Below are 16,217 nucleotides of genomic sequence, written 5' to 3'. Positions count from 1 at the left end.
ATATGTGTGCTATTGTTAACAGAATTGGCTATCATACCTGTGTGTTCGCCATAGTGCAATCCCGCTGACACCCATACGCCGCAAAAGGCCCCACCACGAACATACTCGACGCCGTGTTTCTTGACCTGACGGCCCGCGCAAAAGCAGGAAAGCCGCCCGAAGGCGGCTTTCGAAAAGACGGGTACTCCGTCGGACAAACGGCGTACTACCTGCCGGAAGCGGCGCGTCTGCCCGGAAGCACGAGGTTGAGAAGCACTCCGGTGATACCGGCGAGGCCGATGCCCTGAAGCGAGAATTCGCCCACGTTGAAGGCCATGCCACCGAGACCGAACACGAGGATGATGGCGACGACAGCCATGTTGCGGGGCACCATGAGGTCCTGCCCTGCGCGCACGAGGCTGTTCATGCCCACAACGGTGATGGCACCGAAGAGCAACACCATGATGCCGCCCATGACAGGCGAGGGGATGGTGGTCAGCAATGCGCCAAGCTTGCCCACGAAGGCGAGGCAGACGGCGGTGATGGCTGCCCATGTGAGGATGGCGGGGTTGAAGGCACGGGTGAGCGCAATGGCCCCGGTGACCTCGGCGTAGGTGGTACAGGGCGGCCCGCCCACGGATGTAGCCACCATGGTGGCGATGGAGTCGGCGAAAAGGGTACGGTCGATACCCGGGTCTTCGAGGTAGTTCTTGCCGGTGACGGACCCGATGGCAAGGATGCCGCCCACATGTTCGATGGCCGGGGCGATGGCCACGGGCACGATGAACAGGATGGCGTCGAGGTTCCATTCGGGCGTGACGAAATTGGGCACGGCGAACCACGGGGCCTTGAGCACCGGGGTGAAGTCGACGATGCCGAAGAAGAGCGACGTGGCGTAACCGGCCACGATGCCGCAGAAGATGGGAATGAGCTTGACGAAACCACGCCCAAGCAGGGATGCGATGACCGTGGATGCCAGCGACACCATGGCCACGATCATGGCCTTGTCCTTGGGGATGAGTTGCACCGCGCCGTCACCCGTCTTGCCGATGGCCATGAAGACGGCCACGGGAGACAGGATGAGGCCGATGACCATGATGACGGGCCCCGTGACGATGGGGGGCAGCACACGCTCGACCACGCCGGGCCCCTGCACGCGGATGAGGGCGCTGAGCGCCATGTACACCAGACCCGCGGCGGTGAGACCGCAGAGGGTGCCCGGGATGCCCCAGGTCTGCACGCCGTAGATGATGGGCGCGATGAAGGCGAACGACGACGCAAGGAAGATGGGCACCTTGCCCCGCGTGATGGCCTGGAAGATGAGCGTGGCGCACCCTGCCGCGAACAGGGCCACGTTGGGGTCGAGGCCTGTAAGCAGCGGCACGAGAACCAGTGCGCCGAAGGCCACGAAGAGCATCTGGGCCCCTATCAGCCCGTCACGAAACCTGAAATTGTACTCCGGTATGAAACGCGGGTCTGTCGTCACCTCTGCCTCCTCCCTGTTCGGTTATCTCTGCACATCATGGACGACGACGCCCGGCGCACGTTCGCCCTACCCCGCCTGCGGATGCCTGAAAGCCGCAAAAAAGGGGCATTCTTCAACGAAGCCGGCACATTCACGATGCGCCGACTCCGGAAAAATGCCCCACCATTGCGGATACCGTCTTACTTGGTGCCGAATATCTTGTCGCCCGCGTCGCCGAGACCGGGCAGGATGTAGCCGTGTTCGTTCAGGCGTTCATCCACGGCGGCGACGTAGATGTCCACATCGGGGTGCTTGTCCACGATGCGCTTCAGCCCTTCGGGCGCGGCGACGAGGAAAAGTCCCTTTATCTGCGGGCAGCCTGCATTCTTGAGAAGGTCGATGGTGGCGTCGAGGGTGCCGCCGGTCGCCAGCATGGGGTCGAGGATGACAGCCATGCGCTCGTCGATGTTCTTGGCGAGCTTGGTGTAGTACTGCACCGGTTCGAGGGTCTCCTCGTTGCGGAACATGCCCACCACGCTGACCTTGGCACCGGGAATCATATCCAGGAAGCCGTCGAGCATGCCGAGACCGGCGCGCAGGATGGGCACGGCGGTGATCTTCTTGCCCTTTATCTGGTCGACCTCGACAGGCCCGGCCCAACCCTGTACGCTGACCTTCTCCGTTTCGAGGTCCTTCGTGGCCTCGTAGGCGAGAAGACGGCAGAGTTCGTTGGCGATGGCCCGGAATTCGCTCACCGGGACATCATGCTGGCGCAGGCGGCCCAGCTTGTGTTTGACCAGCGGATGGTCGACGACGTAAACAGCCACGGTTGTCTCCTTGGACGTGGTACGGTGACAGGGGCGTCAGAACCCCAAACGGACAGTAAATAGCCAATCTACAGATGCGACGTCAAGAAAAACCATCGGCTCTCCTCCTATGCAGAACACACAGACAGCCCTCTCCGGAAAGGAGCAGGCACACAGCCTGACGGTTCCCGCCGGGATGCGCAACGAACGGCTCGACCGCTTTCTCGGCGAGGCCCTGTCCCATACCGACCTTTCACGCGAAAAGATCAAGCGTGCCATACGCGACGGTCAGTGCACGGTCGACGGCACCGTCTGCACCACCCCCAGTACCCGGCTACGCTCCGGACAAAGGGTGGAACTCGCCATAGCCCCCGCCGCCACAGCCGTGGAGCCCGAAGAGGGCGACCTGACCATCATCCATCGCGACGAGCACCTGCTGGTCATCGACAAGCCCGCCGGACTCACGGTGCACCCCTGCCCCAGTTGCCCCGAAGGCACGCTGGTGCATCGTCTGGTGCACCACTTCGACGCGCTGCGCGCGCAAGAAGGGTTCAGACCCGGCATCGTCCACCGCATCGACAAGGATACGAGCGGCCTGCTTCTCGTGGCATTGTCCGAGGGTGTGCGCCTGAAGCTGAGCGAGGCTTTCGCCGAGCGCACCGTCGAAAAGGAATACCTCGCCCTCGTGCATGGCGTGCCTCCCGCCACCGGAGAGGTCGACGCCCCCATCGGGCGCCACCCCACCCACAAGGTGCGCATGGCGGTGGTGAAGGGCGGCAAACCCGCCCGTTCCGAATGGCGCGTGCTCCATGCCGCCCCGGAAGGACACTACGCCCTCGTGGCGGTGCGCATCCATTCGGGCCGCACGCACCAGATAAGAGTGCACATGGCCCACGCGGGCTTTCCCCTCTGGGGCGACCAACTCTACGGCCCCGGCACGCCAGCCCGTCTACGCGAACAGGGCTACGGCGCAAGGCAGATGCTGCATGCATGGCATCTTGCCTTCACCCACCCCGTCACCGGGGAACGGTTGCGCTTCACCTGCCCGCCCCCGCAGGACTTCCCCGACCTCGCCATCGCCCTCGCGCGTCGCATGACACGGGTGGTGATCACAGGCTCACCGGGTTGCGGCAAGTCCGCCCTGCTGCACTGCCTGCAAGACCGCGGCGTTCCCACATGGAGTGCCGACGCGGCGGTGGCAGCCCTCTATGAACCGGGGGCCGATGGCTGGCACTGCCTGCGCGGACGCTTCGGCGACAGGTTCGTGCCCGACGACTCCGCACCTGTCGACCGCAGGGCCCTGCTTGCCGCCATGCAGACTGAACCGGGGCTGCGCCGCGAGGTCGAACAGATGGTGCACCCCCTCGTCAGGCACGACATGGAGGCCTTTTACACACGCCATGCCGAAACGGGCGCACCCGTGGCCGTGGCGGAAGTCCCCCTGTTCCTCGAAGCAGGCTGGCGAAGCGGCGACGGTTCATGCGACGTGCTGGCAGGGGTGGCCTGTCCTGAACGCGAACGCATGCACCGCCTGACCGAGATACGCGGCTGGACACCCGAGACCATCGCCGCCATGACCGCGTGGCAGTGGCCGGACGAGGACAAGATGCGCGCCTGTGACATGCTCATCGACAACGGCGGTTCGCTGGAAGACCTGTCCGGCGAGACGGGCCGTTTCATCGCCGCACTCGATACGCGCCGCGAAGCGGCAGAAGCAAGACTCGCCGAAGAACTGCACGACATCTGGAAGGACTAGGAGGACAACGCATGTTCCCCCTGCGCGACACCATCCCCAGAGTCCATACGCCGTGGGCCGTCTGGACGATTCTCGGCCTGAACCTTGCGGTCTTCCTGTGGCAGCAGGGACTTGCCCCTTCGGAGGTCTACACGGTCTTTCATGTCTTCGGTGTCGTGCCCGCCCGCTTCTCGTTCCCCGACTGGGCACTTTCGGCTGGTTTCCCGCCCGGCGGCGAAGCCAGTTTCTTCACGCATATGTTCCTGCATGGCGGCTGGGGGCACTTTCTCGTCAACATGTGGACATTATGGATCTTCGGCGACAACATCGAAGATGTCATGGGTCCGTGGCGGTTCACGGTGTTCTATCTCACGTGCGGTCTGGCAGCGCTGTTCACACATGTCTTCTTCTCCCCCGCATCGACGATACCGGTCGTCGGTGCCTCGGGCGCCATTGCAGGTGTTCTCGGCGCGTATTTCCTCCTGTACCCCCACGCGCGGGTCACGACGCTTGTACTTCTGGTCTTCATCCCGCTGGTGTTCGACCTGCCCGCCCTCGTGTACCTCGGCATCTGGTTTCTCGTACAGTTGGCCTCCGGCCTTTCCGCCCTCGGAGACGAGGGCGCGGGCATCGCATGGTGGGCCCACCTAGGCGGGTTCATCGCCGGAGTGCTGCTCCTGCCGTTGTTCCGCAGGCCCGAACGCTGCTACTTCTGCTCCCCTCACGGCCCTTTCGGGCGTAGCAGAAAGGCTGTTCCTCCCTTGCAGGACTGAACGACATCGGGCGTCTCGGACAGCCCCCCCCCGCAACGCCCCCGGCGCCTTGCGCAGCCTCACGGCGTCCTGCGCAGAGCATCTGCCCGAGCTTTTGCGCATCCCCCCGGCACGTCGCCCCGGCAACAGCCTCGATGGCGTACACGACGCGAGGCAGACAGGAGCCCCTGAAACGTGGGGACTCGATATCGGCAACGGGCAGTCCAATGACAGGACGACGGACAGGGGCGGGGCGGCGAAGAGACGGAGAGGATATGGGGATTGCGTCTGGGGCAGGGGCACCGCAGGCGGCAAACGACCTCCCGCCATCTGCACGGCATGTATTGCGGAGGTCATCATCTCCAGAAGGCCCCTTCACACACCAGAAACGCACCTATCACATACCGGAAAAGTCCACATTGACTTGACCGGGGGTATGCCGCATAAGTTCAGGTCTGCCATGCAGTCCCCCCTTGCATGAGGGGCGCGTACCGCATGAAGCCATCTCCAAGGGGTCCACAATGCTCGAGATACGGGATCTTCACGTCTGCATCGGCGATGTCGAGGTGCTGAAGGGCATCAATCTCCACATCCGCCCCGGTGAAACCTTCATTCTTTTCGGTCCCAACGGTTCCGGCAAGACCACCCTGCTCATGACGCTCATGGGCTTCGCCAACTACAAGGTCACGCAGGGTCAGATACTTTTCAAGGGTCATGACATCACCAACGCGCCCATGTACGAACGCGCCCGTCTCGGCATGGGCATGTCGTTCCAGCGCCCGCCCACCATACATGGTCTCAAGACCGGGCACCTCGTGCGCATGTGCGGACGCGGACGCGAGGTGGACGTCGAAGGGCTGGCGCAGCGCGTCAACTTCGACCGCTTCCTCGAACGTGACGTCAACGCCGGGTTCTCCGGCGGCGAGATAAAGCGCTCCGAACTTCTGCAGCTCATGGCCCAGCAGCCCGACCTTGTTCTCTTCGACGAACCCGAATCCGGGGTCGACCTCGAGAACATGTCGCTCATCGGGCAGACGGCGCGCCAGTTGCTCGACGGCATCGCCCCGGCATCCTGCGCCAGCATCAAGCAGCGCAAGGCAGCCTGCAAGACCGCCGGGCTCATCATCACGCACACCGGCTACATCCTCGAATACGTCAACGCCGACCGCGGTCAGGTGATGTACGACGGGCACCTGTGCTGCGAGGCACGCCCGCGCGACATCCTCGAGCACATCGGCAAGCACGGCTATCAGGAATGTCTGCGCTGCCTCGATAGCGACATCAAGGGAGGACTGTAGCATGAGCTTCAAGAAAGTCGACCTCTCGCGCTACCAGTTCGACGGCGCACAGGCTTCCTCTATCGGCGACCTCACCCAGCTTGACGCCGCCGACAAGCAGCGCCTGCTCTACGCCGGTATCGACGTGAACCAGCAGAATCTCGCCGGCTCGTTCATGCACATGAACCATTCGGGTGTGCACTGCACCAGCCGTCAGGAAGGGCTCGAGATTCTCGATATCAAGCAGGCCCTCGACACCTACCACGGTCTGCCCGACTATTTCTGGAAACTCGTCGACCGCAACAAGGACGAGTACACCCGTGCCGCCGACGAGCACCTGCATGGCGGCTACTTCATCCGTGCCCGCGCGGGCGCGAAGATAGAAGCCCCCGTCCAGTCGTGCCTGTTCATCAAGGGCAACGGCGTCGGACAGAACGTGCACAACGTGGTGGTCGTCGAAGAAGGGGCCGAGATGCACATCATCACGGGTTGTGCCACCGCGCATGACACCCGTTCGGTGGCCCACCTCGGCATCTCCGAATTCTACGTCCACAAGGGCGGCAAGCTCACCTTCACCATGATCCACAACTGGGGTGAAGAGGCCGCCGTCCGTCCGCGTTCCGCAGGCTACCTTGAAGAAGACGCCGTCTTCCTCAGCAACTATGTACTGCTCAAGCCTGTCACCGACCTGCAGATGTACCCCACCATCACCCTCGGTGGTCGTGGTTCGGTGGCCCGCTTCAACTCGGTCATCGTTGCCCCTACAGGCTCGTACGTCGACACCGGCAACCGCATCCTGCTCGAAGCCCCCGACACGCGCGGCGAGATCATCGCCCGCACCATGACCACAGGCGGCACCATCATCAACCGCGGTCACATCGCGGGCCATGCCGTACCTGCCCGCGGGCACCTCGAATGCAAGGGCCTCATCCTCGGCGGCGGTGTCATCCACGCCATCCCCGAGCTCGAAGGTACGCAGGACGGGGTCGAACTGTCGCACGAAGCCGCAGTGGGCAAGATCGCGCAGGAAGAGATCGAATACCTCATGGCACGCGGTCTTGACGAAGATGAAGCCACCTCCACCATCGTGCGGGGCTTCCTCAACGTCGACATCATGGGACTGCCCGAAGAACTTGAAAAGGCTGTCGAAGAGCAGATCAACCAGCTTGACGCTGGCGACGCCATGTAGCATCGGGACAGCATCCCTCATCAGACCAGACGACGAGAGGCCCGGAGTTTCGCTCCGGGCCTCTTTCATTGACATGGGCACATGCATCCGGCGTGAACTTCTGCCCGGCGTCGCGGTGGCATCGGCACGAATGCCCCTCGACCACCGTCACCGGTCGCTATTGCACGACAGGATGCCTGTTCACAGAGCACACTCCCTTCCGGGCTTGCAATCCTCTATCAGCCTTGACGCACATCAAGCGATTCGAGCAGGCGTTCACCTGCAGGCGACGCAAGAAGCCGGGCAAGGGCATCCACCACTCCCGCGTCGAATGAGCCGCCCTCCTTGCGCAACACACCGATGACCGCGTCCACCCCGAGTGCGGGGCGGTACGACCGGGGGCGTACCATGGCGCAGAAGGCGTTGGCCACGGCAAGGATACGTGCGTGGATGCCGATGGCGTCACCCTTGAGGTGTTCAGGGTACCCCGTACCGTCCGGGTGCTCATTCATCTGCACGATGGCATCAAGAATGGGCAAGTCGAATTCGATATGTTCAAGAGTCCGCCGTGCATGAAGCACATGCTCCTCGACAATGGCCTTCTCCTCTGCCGTGAGCGCGCCGGGCTTGGTGAGAAGCCGGCTTGGCACGTATATCTTGCCCACCTGCGAGAGGTTGGCCGCCGTCTCGACCGTAGCCACATCACGCTCCCCAAGTCCCATCTGACGGGCTATAGCCGTGGCGAACTGGCTCATGCCCCTCGAATGTCCCGCAAGGTAGGGGGCCTTGGTCTCGATGGCGGTGATGAACGCATCGATGGTCTGCTGAACCAGTTTGCGTGAACGCTCCTGTGCATCAACAAGCTCGGTGATGTCGCGGAATGCCGAGACGACGCCACGGGGATGCTCCGACTCGGAGGTGAACATGGGTGTCTTGACGATCTGGAAGACATGTCGCCTCGACTGCAGGAACACCGTCTCCTGCTCCACCTGTCCCTTGCCTTCACCGATGACGGTCGCGTCGGACCGCGTGAGTCTGCGGGCCGTATCGAAACCGAAGACCGCCGCCACATCCAGGCCGATGACATCTTCGGGCTTGCGGCCCACGGCTTCACCGAAGGCATGGTTGACGAAATGATACACTCCGGAAGCGTCCGTCAGGGAGACAGGGTCGCGCATGGCGGCGTTGATGCTATCGAGCAGATGCTTCTGCTCGTCGATGACAGTGAAGAGCCTCTTGAAATCATCAGCGATCTCACGCTGTTCCTTCCCGGCGAGCCACCACCACAAGACGGCAAGCACCAGCAGGAGAACAGCGGAGAACAGCACGGCCCCTACCACGACAGCCCGGTCGTGGTCCTTGAGCGAAGCCAGCGCCACATCGGCGGGAACCTCGTCGAACACCCACCACCCCGCCGCAGGTACGACACCGGCACGGGAGTAGACGCGCTCCTTGCCGCCGACACCCATGCGAATACCGAACGCGAGGTCGCCATCTGCAAGCCCCTCCGGCATATCAATGGGATGCAGTCCCTCCTGCGTGGAAGGCAGCACCTCCTGATATCCCTTCGCCCCCTTCTGGACGAGGTGCAATCGCGCCCCTTCCAGCGCGAGAGGGGCACTGCCCACCATCTCTCCGGCTTTGGCCGACGCAAGCTTGCTGAGCACGAGCACGGCAACGGGGCGCGCTGCCTTTTCGCCCTGTTCGAAATCCGGGGCGAAAATGGGCATGAACATGTCAAGGACAAGGCCATTGGTCGTGTTACGCAAGGGTGCGAAGACGACCTTGCCTTCTTCGAGAACCCTCTTCGCCAGTGCCTGCTGGTCGGCTGTCATGGGTGTGGGGGTACTGTCCGTCGTCATGTAGGTCTGGACACGGGCGTTGACGATGCGCCCGTAGATGAAGTCCGAATAGGTGACGAATTCGCGCAGGAGGTTGCGCATGAGGGGCAGTTGCGAGGCAAGCTGCCCTGTCTGCGAACCCGCCTTGCCACTCTCGGAAGCACCGAACAGAAGTGACACGTCGCCTTCGAGCGAATCGACCTCCGCAGCGAAAAGACGGAAAAGGTCGGCGTTGATGAGCCGGTCGCCCTGTTCCTTCAAGGCATCAAGCCACAGGTTGGCGGCATTGACCTTTCCGGTGAGGCGCACTTCCTGCCTGCGGGCGAGGTCGTCTTCGAGTTCGGCCCGTGCCGCACCTATCCTGCTATAGGCACCGATGGCGGCGACCGTGACTGTGAGCACCATGACCAGCAGGCCGAACAGCAGGACGCGCGAACGCCAGATGTTTCGCCTGTCGCGCATGGGCGGTGTGGTCTTCTCTTCAGTCGTCCATTCCTGTGTCATCGTCATTTCCTCCCGGCTTTCTTCCCGAGGGGGATGTGTGCCCACCTGTAGGATTCGTTCACCGAATACTGGGGGACGTAGTGCTTGTAGAAATCATGAGCCAGCACGAGTCCGGAAAGGTTATCAAGTATATACGCCGTATTACCATCGTAGACGGCCAGCACTGCGTGGGCAATGCCCCTGATCTTGTCAAGCAGAACGACTATGCGCATCGAATCGGCAGAAACCCCTAGCTGCTTCAGGGCGAAATACTTGATGATGCTATAGTCCTCACAGTCACCGGACTTTCTGAGGAATTCGTCGGGCGTCGCCCAATAGTCCGGCAATCCGTAGTTTTCACTATCAAGCCTGTACGGCCACTGGTTGAAAAACGTGTTGACCTTCTTCAACCTCTCCATCAGCGGCAAGCCCTGCCATTCGCCACGCAACTCCCGCCAGACCTGCCCGCCCTTGCCGCCAAGAGCCCTGTCCAGATACAGTCCGGGTTTCTTGCGTTCCGTCTCGACCACCCGCGACCATTTCGGAAGAGCCTTCAACTGGCCCCTGAATTCTATGGTTCCGAACAGTCGCACCCCGGTCGCCGCTGTAGAGGACGCAGAGGACTGCCCTCTGGCAGGAGCGTCCCTCGACGGCCGGGCCGCCTCCACTCCCTGCCCTTCTCCATCTTCGGCAGTCGCGGCATTCCCGGAATGTTCCCCACCATCCGGTGTCCCATCCGAAGTCGCACCTGCCCGGTGCCCCCGCTGTCCCGAAGGCTGCACCGGGGACTGCTGCGCACCGCCTCGCATGTCCTCCGGGCGTACATGACGCAGCGGGGCGTCAGCTGCGACCTCAAGCACCGGTGAGACTTCAGGCCGGTTGCTGGAAGCGTCCTCCCCAGTGGTGCCCGGTACCTTCCGCTCCCCCCGGACATCTGTATGGGCTGGTGAAGCAGGCGCTTCCGATGCAATGACGCGTGCATCTGGAGCCTGCTGCGGGTCTGGGGCCTGTCCGATGACATGACGGGAAGACGCTCGCTGTTCAGACTCGCCCCGCGTTACAGCCTCGCCATCGCGCGGCTCATAGGGGGCCGCTTTCGGACTGGCACCCCCAGCTTCGGTATCTCCCGGAAGCCCCAGAAAGAACGTGGGCACGAAGAGACAGAGCAGTACGACCACCGCCGCACAAAAGGAGAACCGCGCATACGGCCCCTCCTGCCACTGTCTCTCCCGCGCCTTTGCCATCAACGCTCCCGCAGGGCATTCTGCTGTGCCTTGAGGATGGGCTTGAGCAGATAATCGAGAACCGTCTTCTTGCCTGTGAGAATATCCACGGTTGCGGTCATACCGGGCATGATGGGCAGCGCCTCACCCCGATACACGATGGCACTCTTGCGGGTGCGCAACTTCACCAGATAGTAGAACTCGCCCTTCCTGTCCTCGATGGTGTCGGCGCTTATCTGTTCGACGACCCCTTCAAGCCCCCCGTAGATGGAATAGTCATAGGCCGTTATCTTGACCACGGCCTTCTGGTCGGGATGCAGGAAGGCGATGTCGGCGGGGCGTATCCGGGCCTCGATGAGCAGGGTGTCATCCAGTGGCACGATTTCCATGATGGGCTCACCCGGTTTGATGACCCCCCCGACAGTATTGATGATGAGCCGCTTGACCGTTCCTCGCACCGGGCTGCGCACGTCGGTACGTGTCACCCGGTCGCCCCCGGCAGAAAGCGTCTCACGCAGGGAGTTCAACTCGCCCCGTCGTTTGTTGAGTTCCTCAAGCGCCTCGGAACGTATCTGTGCCTTGCGGAAGGCGAGGCGTTCCTTGGCCTCATCCGCTGCCGCGCGGGCCTTGGGAATGGATATGGCAAGCGAGCTTATCTCGCCTCGCAGGGAGATGACCTTCTGCTCGAGCGAAAGGTACTCGACGCGCGGGTATATCTGCTTCTCCATGAGCGGGCGGGCGATTTCACGTTGCTCCACGGCGACGCGCAACGAATCTTCAAGCTGTCGCTTGCGGCTCGTCATCTCCTCGATTTCCTGCTCCTTCTGGTGCAGCTGCGCTTCGAGGACCCTCTGTTCGACGGCGACCTGCTGTCTTCGCGCCCGGTAGACATCCGCCTGGTTCTCCACGACCTGAGGCCATTCGGTCATGAGTTCAGCAGGATACACGGGGTCACGCCCTTCGAGTTCGGCTTCGAGGCGGGCGATGGCAATCTGGTGTTCGACGGACTTGCCAAGGGCATCGCGGTAGAAACTCTCGGCTGCTTCGTTGTCGATACGCAGCAGCACGTCGCCCTTTTCCACAATCTGGCTCTCATGGACGAGCAGTTCGCGCAGGATGCCGCCTTCGAGGTTCTGGATGACCTGTACACGCTGCGAGGGAATGACCTGCCCCTGTCCGCGCGTGACCTCATCCAGCGGGGCGAAAGCCGCCCACACGAAAAAGATGGCGAACACGCCGAAGATGGCGCACGAAAGCAGGTAGGCATAAGGATGCCCGGCCCGATGCAAGGCTGCATCGACCTCGCTCATGAATTGTACGTCTTCCCTCGCAACACTGTCGCGTTTTTTCCATTGGAACAGCGGCATGGCTAGGCAGCCCCCCCGGCGGCACCGACCGTGCCGTTCTTCCTGAAGCGGGCAGCAGGCGCGGCTTGCACCCCGGTACTGCGAAGCGCCTTGATGACGGCATCACGCGGACCGTCGGCCACGATGCGACCGCCATCGACGACGACGAGTCTATCCACAAGGTCGATGACACTCATACGATGGGTGATGAGCACCAGCGTCTTGTCACCAAGCAGGGCCCTGAGTCGCTGTTTGAATGCGAATTCAGAGCCCGTGTCCATGTTACTGGTAGGTTCGTCGAGGATGAGCACGTCGGGGTCGTGCAGCAGCGCGCGGGCAAGGGCGACAGCCTGCCGTTGCCCCCCCGACAACGCCATGCCCCGTTCGCCGACCTGCAAGCCGAACCCTGCGGGATGGTTGCGTGCGAACTCGGTGACACCCGCGACGTCGGCGGCACGCATGATCATGCGGTCATCGGCATTGGGCACACCCATGGCGATGTTGTCGCGCAACGTACCGTAAAAAAGATAGTTGTCCTGTGACAGATAGCCGATGCGACCGCGCAGGTCGGCCATGTCCATCTGCCTGATATCCACGCCGCCGAACTTCACGGCCCCGTCCCGTGGCTGGTAGAGTCCCATCATGAGACGTCCGAGTGTCGACTTCCCCGACCCCATCTTGCCGATGACCCCCACCTTCTCGCCTGGGCGTATCCGCAGCGACACACCGTCCAGCGCAAGCCGTTCGGCCCCCGGGTAGGCAAAGGAGACGGACTCCAGCTCAAGCGAGTGCTCGAGTGGTCCGAAGTCCACATAGGGCCTGTCTTCAGGGCGCTCGACAGGCAGCTGCATGAGAATGTCGAGCGACTTCAGGGCCATGCGCGATTGCTGCAACCGTGCCAGCATGGCGGCTATCTGGCTCAGGGGGGCCATGGCGCGTGCTGACAGCATGTTGCAGGCGATGAGCCCACCCATGGTGAGCGTACCGTCGCTTATCTTGTAGACACCCCAGATGATGATGCCCACGCTCACAAGCTGGGTGACCAGCAGCGACACGGTGATGGAAAGGTTGGCCAGCCCCTTCGAATGCGCGTTGGAACGGGCACTCATGCCGACGACCTTCTCCCACGCATGTTGCAGCCGCCCTTCCGCCATGGACGCCTTGACCGTCTCGAGCCCGTTGATGATCTCCACCAGCAGCGCGTTCTTCTGCATCGCCTCCTTGTAGCCTGCTTCGGCGACACGCTGGAACGGGTACTGCACGAGCATACCCACTCCCAGCACGACCGGGATGGCTATGGCCGGCAACGCGATCATCTCGCCCCCTATCAGCGCGACGATGAACAGGAAGAGAACGAGGAATGGGAGGTCGACCAGGGCAAGAAGCGTCGTCGAGCCGAAGAATTCACGCAACGACTCGAACTCGCGCAGGTTGTTCGCGAGCGACCCGGTCGAATCGGGCTTGTTGTCAAGGCGCACGGCCATGAGATGCTGCATGAGCCTGCTGGCAAGCACCACATCGGCATTGCGCCCGGCCACGTCGACAAAGTAGCTGCGCAGGTTCCGGAGCACGAAATCGCAGATGTAGGCAATACCGATACCAACGGCCAGCACCCAGAGGGTGTCGGTGGCACTGTTGGGTACGACACGGTCGTAGACGTTCATGAAGAAAAGCGGGCTTGCCACCGTGAGCAGGTTCACCACGACACTGGCAAGCAGCACGTGCCTGTATATTGGCAGAAAATGGAGCAGGGTGTCCCAGAACCAGCGTTTGACCTTGAGCAGGCGCATCTCGCTGGCCCGTTTGTCGAGTTTGCTCACAGGGCTGCCAAAGACGGCATACCCGGCGTATTCTTCGGCGAGACGTGAAAGCGGCACGGTGACGGCATCCATGCCCGTCTCGGGAAAGAGCACCTCGGCCTGCTCACCCTGTATCCGCATCAGGATGCAGGCCTTCTCGTCTTTCAGCAGCATGATGCACGGCAGCGTCAACGGTGAAATCTGCCGCAAGGTCGGCTTATAGGCGACACGGGCCTCCATGCCAGCGACTCTTGCAGCCCGCAGACACGCGGCAGTGAGGGCCGGGCCTTCAGTGGCCCCCATGGGCAAGCCGGACATGAGGTAGCGTGTCGAGACGGGCTTTCCGTTCAGACGGAACAGCAAGGCCAGACACTGCATGAGGGGCGGCGCATAGTCCACGTCACCGGCTGCGACCCCCGAAGGAAGGTCCACTGGCGTATTTTTTGCATAATGTTCCGAAGCGACACCTGACGCCGCAACACGGTCCTGCCCAGAGGCGTCACCCGCGTCGGCTCCCTGATAACCGCCCATATGTTCTTCATCAATTCCAGACACTTTTCCCCCAAGCAGGTGACAACAAGCCGTTTTTCGACCCTGCCACGTAACGCAGCGACCTATCGAAAGTTGAGAAAGGTACAACCCTTTTCAGCCCTGTGCAACAAAAGGACAGATTCCCCCCCGCTGGCAAGGCGTTAGAATCTTTCTTTGTGCACTTGCCGACACCGTGTCAGGATGTTACGTGTAAAGAAAACCGACAAACAAATAATCGCAAGAGTCTACAGGTTATACCGCCGAAGGCGTCAAGCACGTTCAAAGGCTGAGACGCAAGCAGCCAGCAAAAGTGACACAACGCGATACTACACAAAATAATCATACATCCAATCAGAACAACAAACAACTATCGCTCTATATCTTTGATGTAGAGAGAATGAAAAAGCACAATAAAGGAGCAAGATATGAAGTCATCAATCTGCAAAAAAATGATCACAGGCGCAACCGCGTGCGCTCTTATTTCTGCATCAGGTGCTTTTCTGTCTCTTCCAGACGTCTCGTTCGCAGAGACCAAACTGAAGGACAGCGTTCTTTCTACGATCAACAGCAACCCGAAGCTGAAAGTCTTCCAAGAGAATCGAGAAGCTGCAACGCACGATCTTCGCCGCGCAAGAGCAGGCTGGCTGCCGCGCGTCGATGTTCGCGCAGGATACGGCGCAGAACAATACAGCGACACGACTTCAAGACAGTCCAACAAGGATGATGAGTTCACCGAACGTGGCGACGCCTCGGCCGTACTCACGCAGACCGTCTGGGACGGCTTCGCGACTTCAAGCCGTGTAGATGTCGGCAAGGCCAAACTCGACTCTGCCGACAACAGGCTGATGGATAACGCCGAAGCCCTCGGACTCGACGCAGTGCTCGCCCACATCGAGGTGCTGCGCCAGCGCGAAATCGTCAGGCTGTCCGAGATCAACGTCCAGCAGCACCAGACCATCCTCGGCTCGCAGAGTGAACGGCAGAAGATGGGTGTGGCCAGCATCGCCGATGTCACCCAGACACAAGGCCGACTTGCCCGCGCCCAATCCACTCTCGTGGAAAGCAGGAGTGCCCTCGAAGTTGCCGAAGCCGCCTACAAGCGCCTGACCGGCATGGAGGTTCCCACCGAACTCGAACGGGCTGGCATTCCCGACACCGCGCCCGCCAGCTTCGAGACGGCACTGGGGGCGAGCCTGACGGCCAACCCCAAAATCGCCGCCTACCAGTCTGACATTCAGGCGGCCCGCGGTCAGGAAGACCTCGACAAATCGCGTTTTCACCCTAATGTATATCTTGAGGTCGGCCCTTCATACAAGGAGCGCGTAGAGAGCAGCGAATCCTACGCATGGGGTACCACGGCCATGATGCGCGTGAACTGGAACATCTATGACGGCGGTGCAGACGTTGCAGCCGTGAGAGGTTCGGCAGCCCGCGTTCGCCAGAGCAGGCAGGAACTCCAGAACCTGCTCGACACCCTGAACGAAGAGACCCGCGCCACATGGAGCCGTTACCTTTCAGCGCACGAGCAGAGCAGTTTCTACACCACGGCGGTCACGTACAACACCCAGACGCGCGACACATACATGCAGCAGTTCCTCGTCGGCCAGCGCAGTCTGCTTGACGTTCTCGACGCCGAGAATGAACTGTACAGCTCCGAAGTGCAGCTTGTGACTGCGAAGGCCAACGAAGCCGGAACCGCCTACCGCCTGCTCGCACTTGGCGGAAACCTTCTTGCCTCCCTGTCCATCGACAGAAGTGAACTGCGAAACGTGCCCGAAGAAGGCACCATCCGCTAGGACACACGGCTACAGG

The 16,217-nt window shown here is 61.7% G+C and carries 11 protein-coding genes; 5 read left to right on the top strand and 6 right to left on the bottom strand.

What is annotated here, in order from left to right; genetic code table 11:
* Positions 1-205: 205 nt before the first annotated feature.
* Both DVU_RS04850 and upp read right to left on the bottom strand, forming a co-directional pair.
* Positions 206-1,465 carry a uracil-xanthine permease family protein gene (locus tag DVU_RS04850; protein WP_010938325.1) on the bottom strand — a complete coding sequence of 420 codons (1,260 nt, stop codon included), beginning with the start codon at positions 1,463-1,465 and terminating at the stop codon, positions 206-208.
* A 179-nt stretch (positions 1,466-1,644) separates the two neighbouring features.
* Positions 1,645-2,271 (bottom strand): uracil phosphoribosyltransferase, encoded by a 627-nt coding sequence (upp, locus tag DVU_RS04845; protein WP_010938324.1) that lies wholly within the window; start codon positions 2,269-2,271, stop codon positions 1,645-1,647.
* Between the two features lie 109 nt (positions 2,272-2,380).
* Between upp and coaE the strand changes: the two genes are divergently transcribed.
* The 4 genes from coaE to DVU_RS04825 all read left to right on the top strand — a co-directional run bounded on the left by coaE (position 2,381) and on the right by DVU_RS04825 (position 7,203).
* Entirely contained in the window at positions 2,381-4,006 is a 1,626-nt protein-coding gene (gene coaE / locus DVU_RS04840; protein WP_010938323.1) for a dephospho-CoA kinase, read from the top strand.
* Between the two features lie 11 nt (positions 4,007-4,017).
* Positions 4,018-4,758: a rhomboid family intramembrane serine protease gene (locus tag DVU_RS04835; RefSeq protein WP_010938322.1), complete on the top strand. Its 741-nt coding sequence runs from the start codon at positions 4,018-4,020 to the stop codon at positions 4,756-4,758.
* Between the two features lie 500 nt (positions 4,759-5,258).
* Positions 5,259-6,035: an ABC transporter ATP-binding protein gene (locus tag DVU_RS04830; protein ID WP_010938321.1), complete on the top strand. Its 777-nt coding sequence runs from the start codon at positions 5,259-5,261 to the stop codon at positions 6,033-6,035.
* A gap of 1 nt (position 6,036) precedes the next feature.
* The gene (locus DVU_RS04825) at positions 6,037-7,203 is read left to right on the top strand and encodes a SufD family Fe-S cluster assembly protein (protein WP_010938320.1); all 1,167 of its coding nucleotides are present in this window, start codon (positions 6,037-6,039) and stop codon (positions 7,201-7,203) included.
* Positions 7,204-7,421: 218 nt separating this feature from the next.
* On the opposite strand, the gene DVU_RS04820 is transcribed toward DVU_RS04825, so the two are convergent.
* The 4 genes from DVU_RS04820 to DVU_RS04805 all read right to left on the bottom strand — a co-directional run bounded on the left by DVU_RS04820 (position 7,422) and on the right by DVU_RS04805 (position 14,405).
* Positions 7,422-9,527, bottom strand: a complete 2,106-nt coding sequence (locus tag DVU_RS04820; protein ID WP_010938319.1) for an HD-GYP domain-containing protein — start codon at positions 9,525-9,527, stop codon at positions 7,422-7,424.
* A 2-nt stretch (positions 9,528-9,529) separates the two neighbouring features.
* Positions 9,530-10,099 (bottom strand): transglutaminase-like cysteine peptidase, encoded by a 570-nt coding sequence (locus DVU_RS16765; RefSeq protein ID WP_223294588.1) that lies wholly within the window; start codon positions 10,097-10,099, stop codon positions 9,530-9,532.
* A gap of 650 nt (positions 10,100-10,749) precedes the next feature.
* Positions 10,750-12,096, bottom strand: a complete 1,347-nt coding sequence (locus DVU_RS04810; protein ID WP_010938317.1) for an HlyD family type I secretion periplasmic adaptor subunit — start codon at positions 12,094-12,096, stop codon at positions 10,750-10,752.
* Positions 12,097-12,098: 2 nt separating this feature from the next.
* On the bottom strand, positions 12,099-14,405 hold the full coding sequence (locus tag DVU_RS04805; RefSeq protein ID WP_014524304.1) for a type I secretion system permease/ATPase: 2,307 nt from the start codon (positions 14,403-14,405) through the stop codon (positions 12,099-12,101).
* Between the two features lie 425 nt (positions 14,406-14,830).
* On the opposite strand from DVU_RS04805, the gene DVU_RS04800 reads away from it, so the two are divergent.
* Complete coding sequence (locus tag DVU_RS04800; RefSeq protein WP_010938312.1) at positions 14,831-16,201, top strand: TolC family outer membrane protein; 1,371 nt, start codon at positions 14,831-14,833, stop codon at positions 16,199-16,201.
* Positions 16,202-16,217: the final 16 nt, after the last annotated feature.

It is taken from the genome of Nitratidesulfovibrio vulgaris str. Hildenborough, from assembly GCF_000195755.1.
Taxonomy (GTDB): Bacteria; Desulfobacterota; Desulfovibrionia; order Desulfovibrionales; family Desulfovibrionaceae; genus Nitratidesulfovibrio; species Nitratidesulfovibrio vulgaris.
Note: the sequence above shows the minus strand (reverse complement) of the source record. Positions and strands in the feature narration are given on the sequence as shown.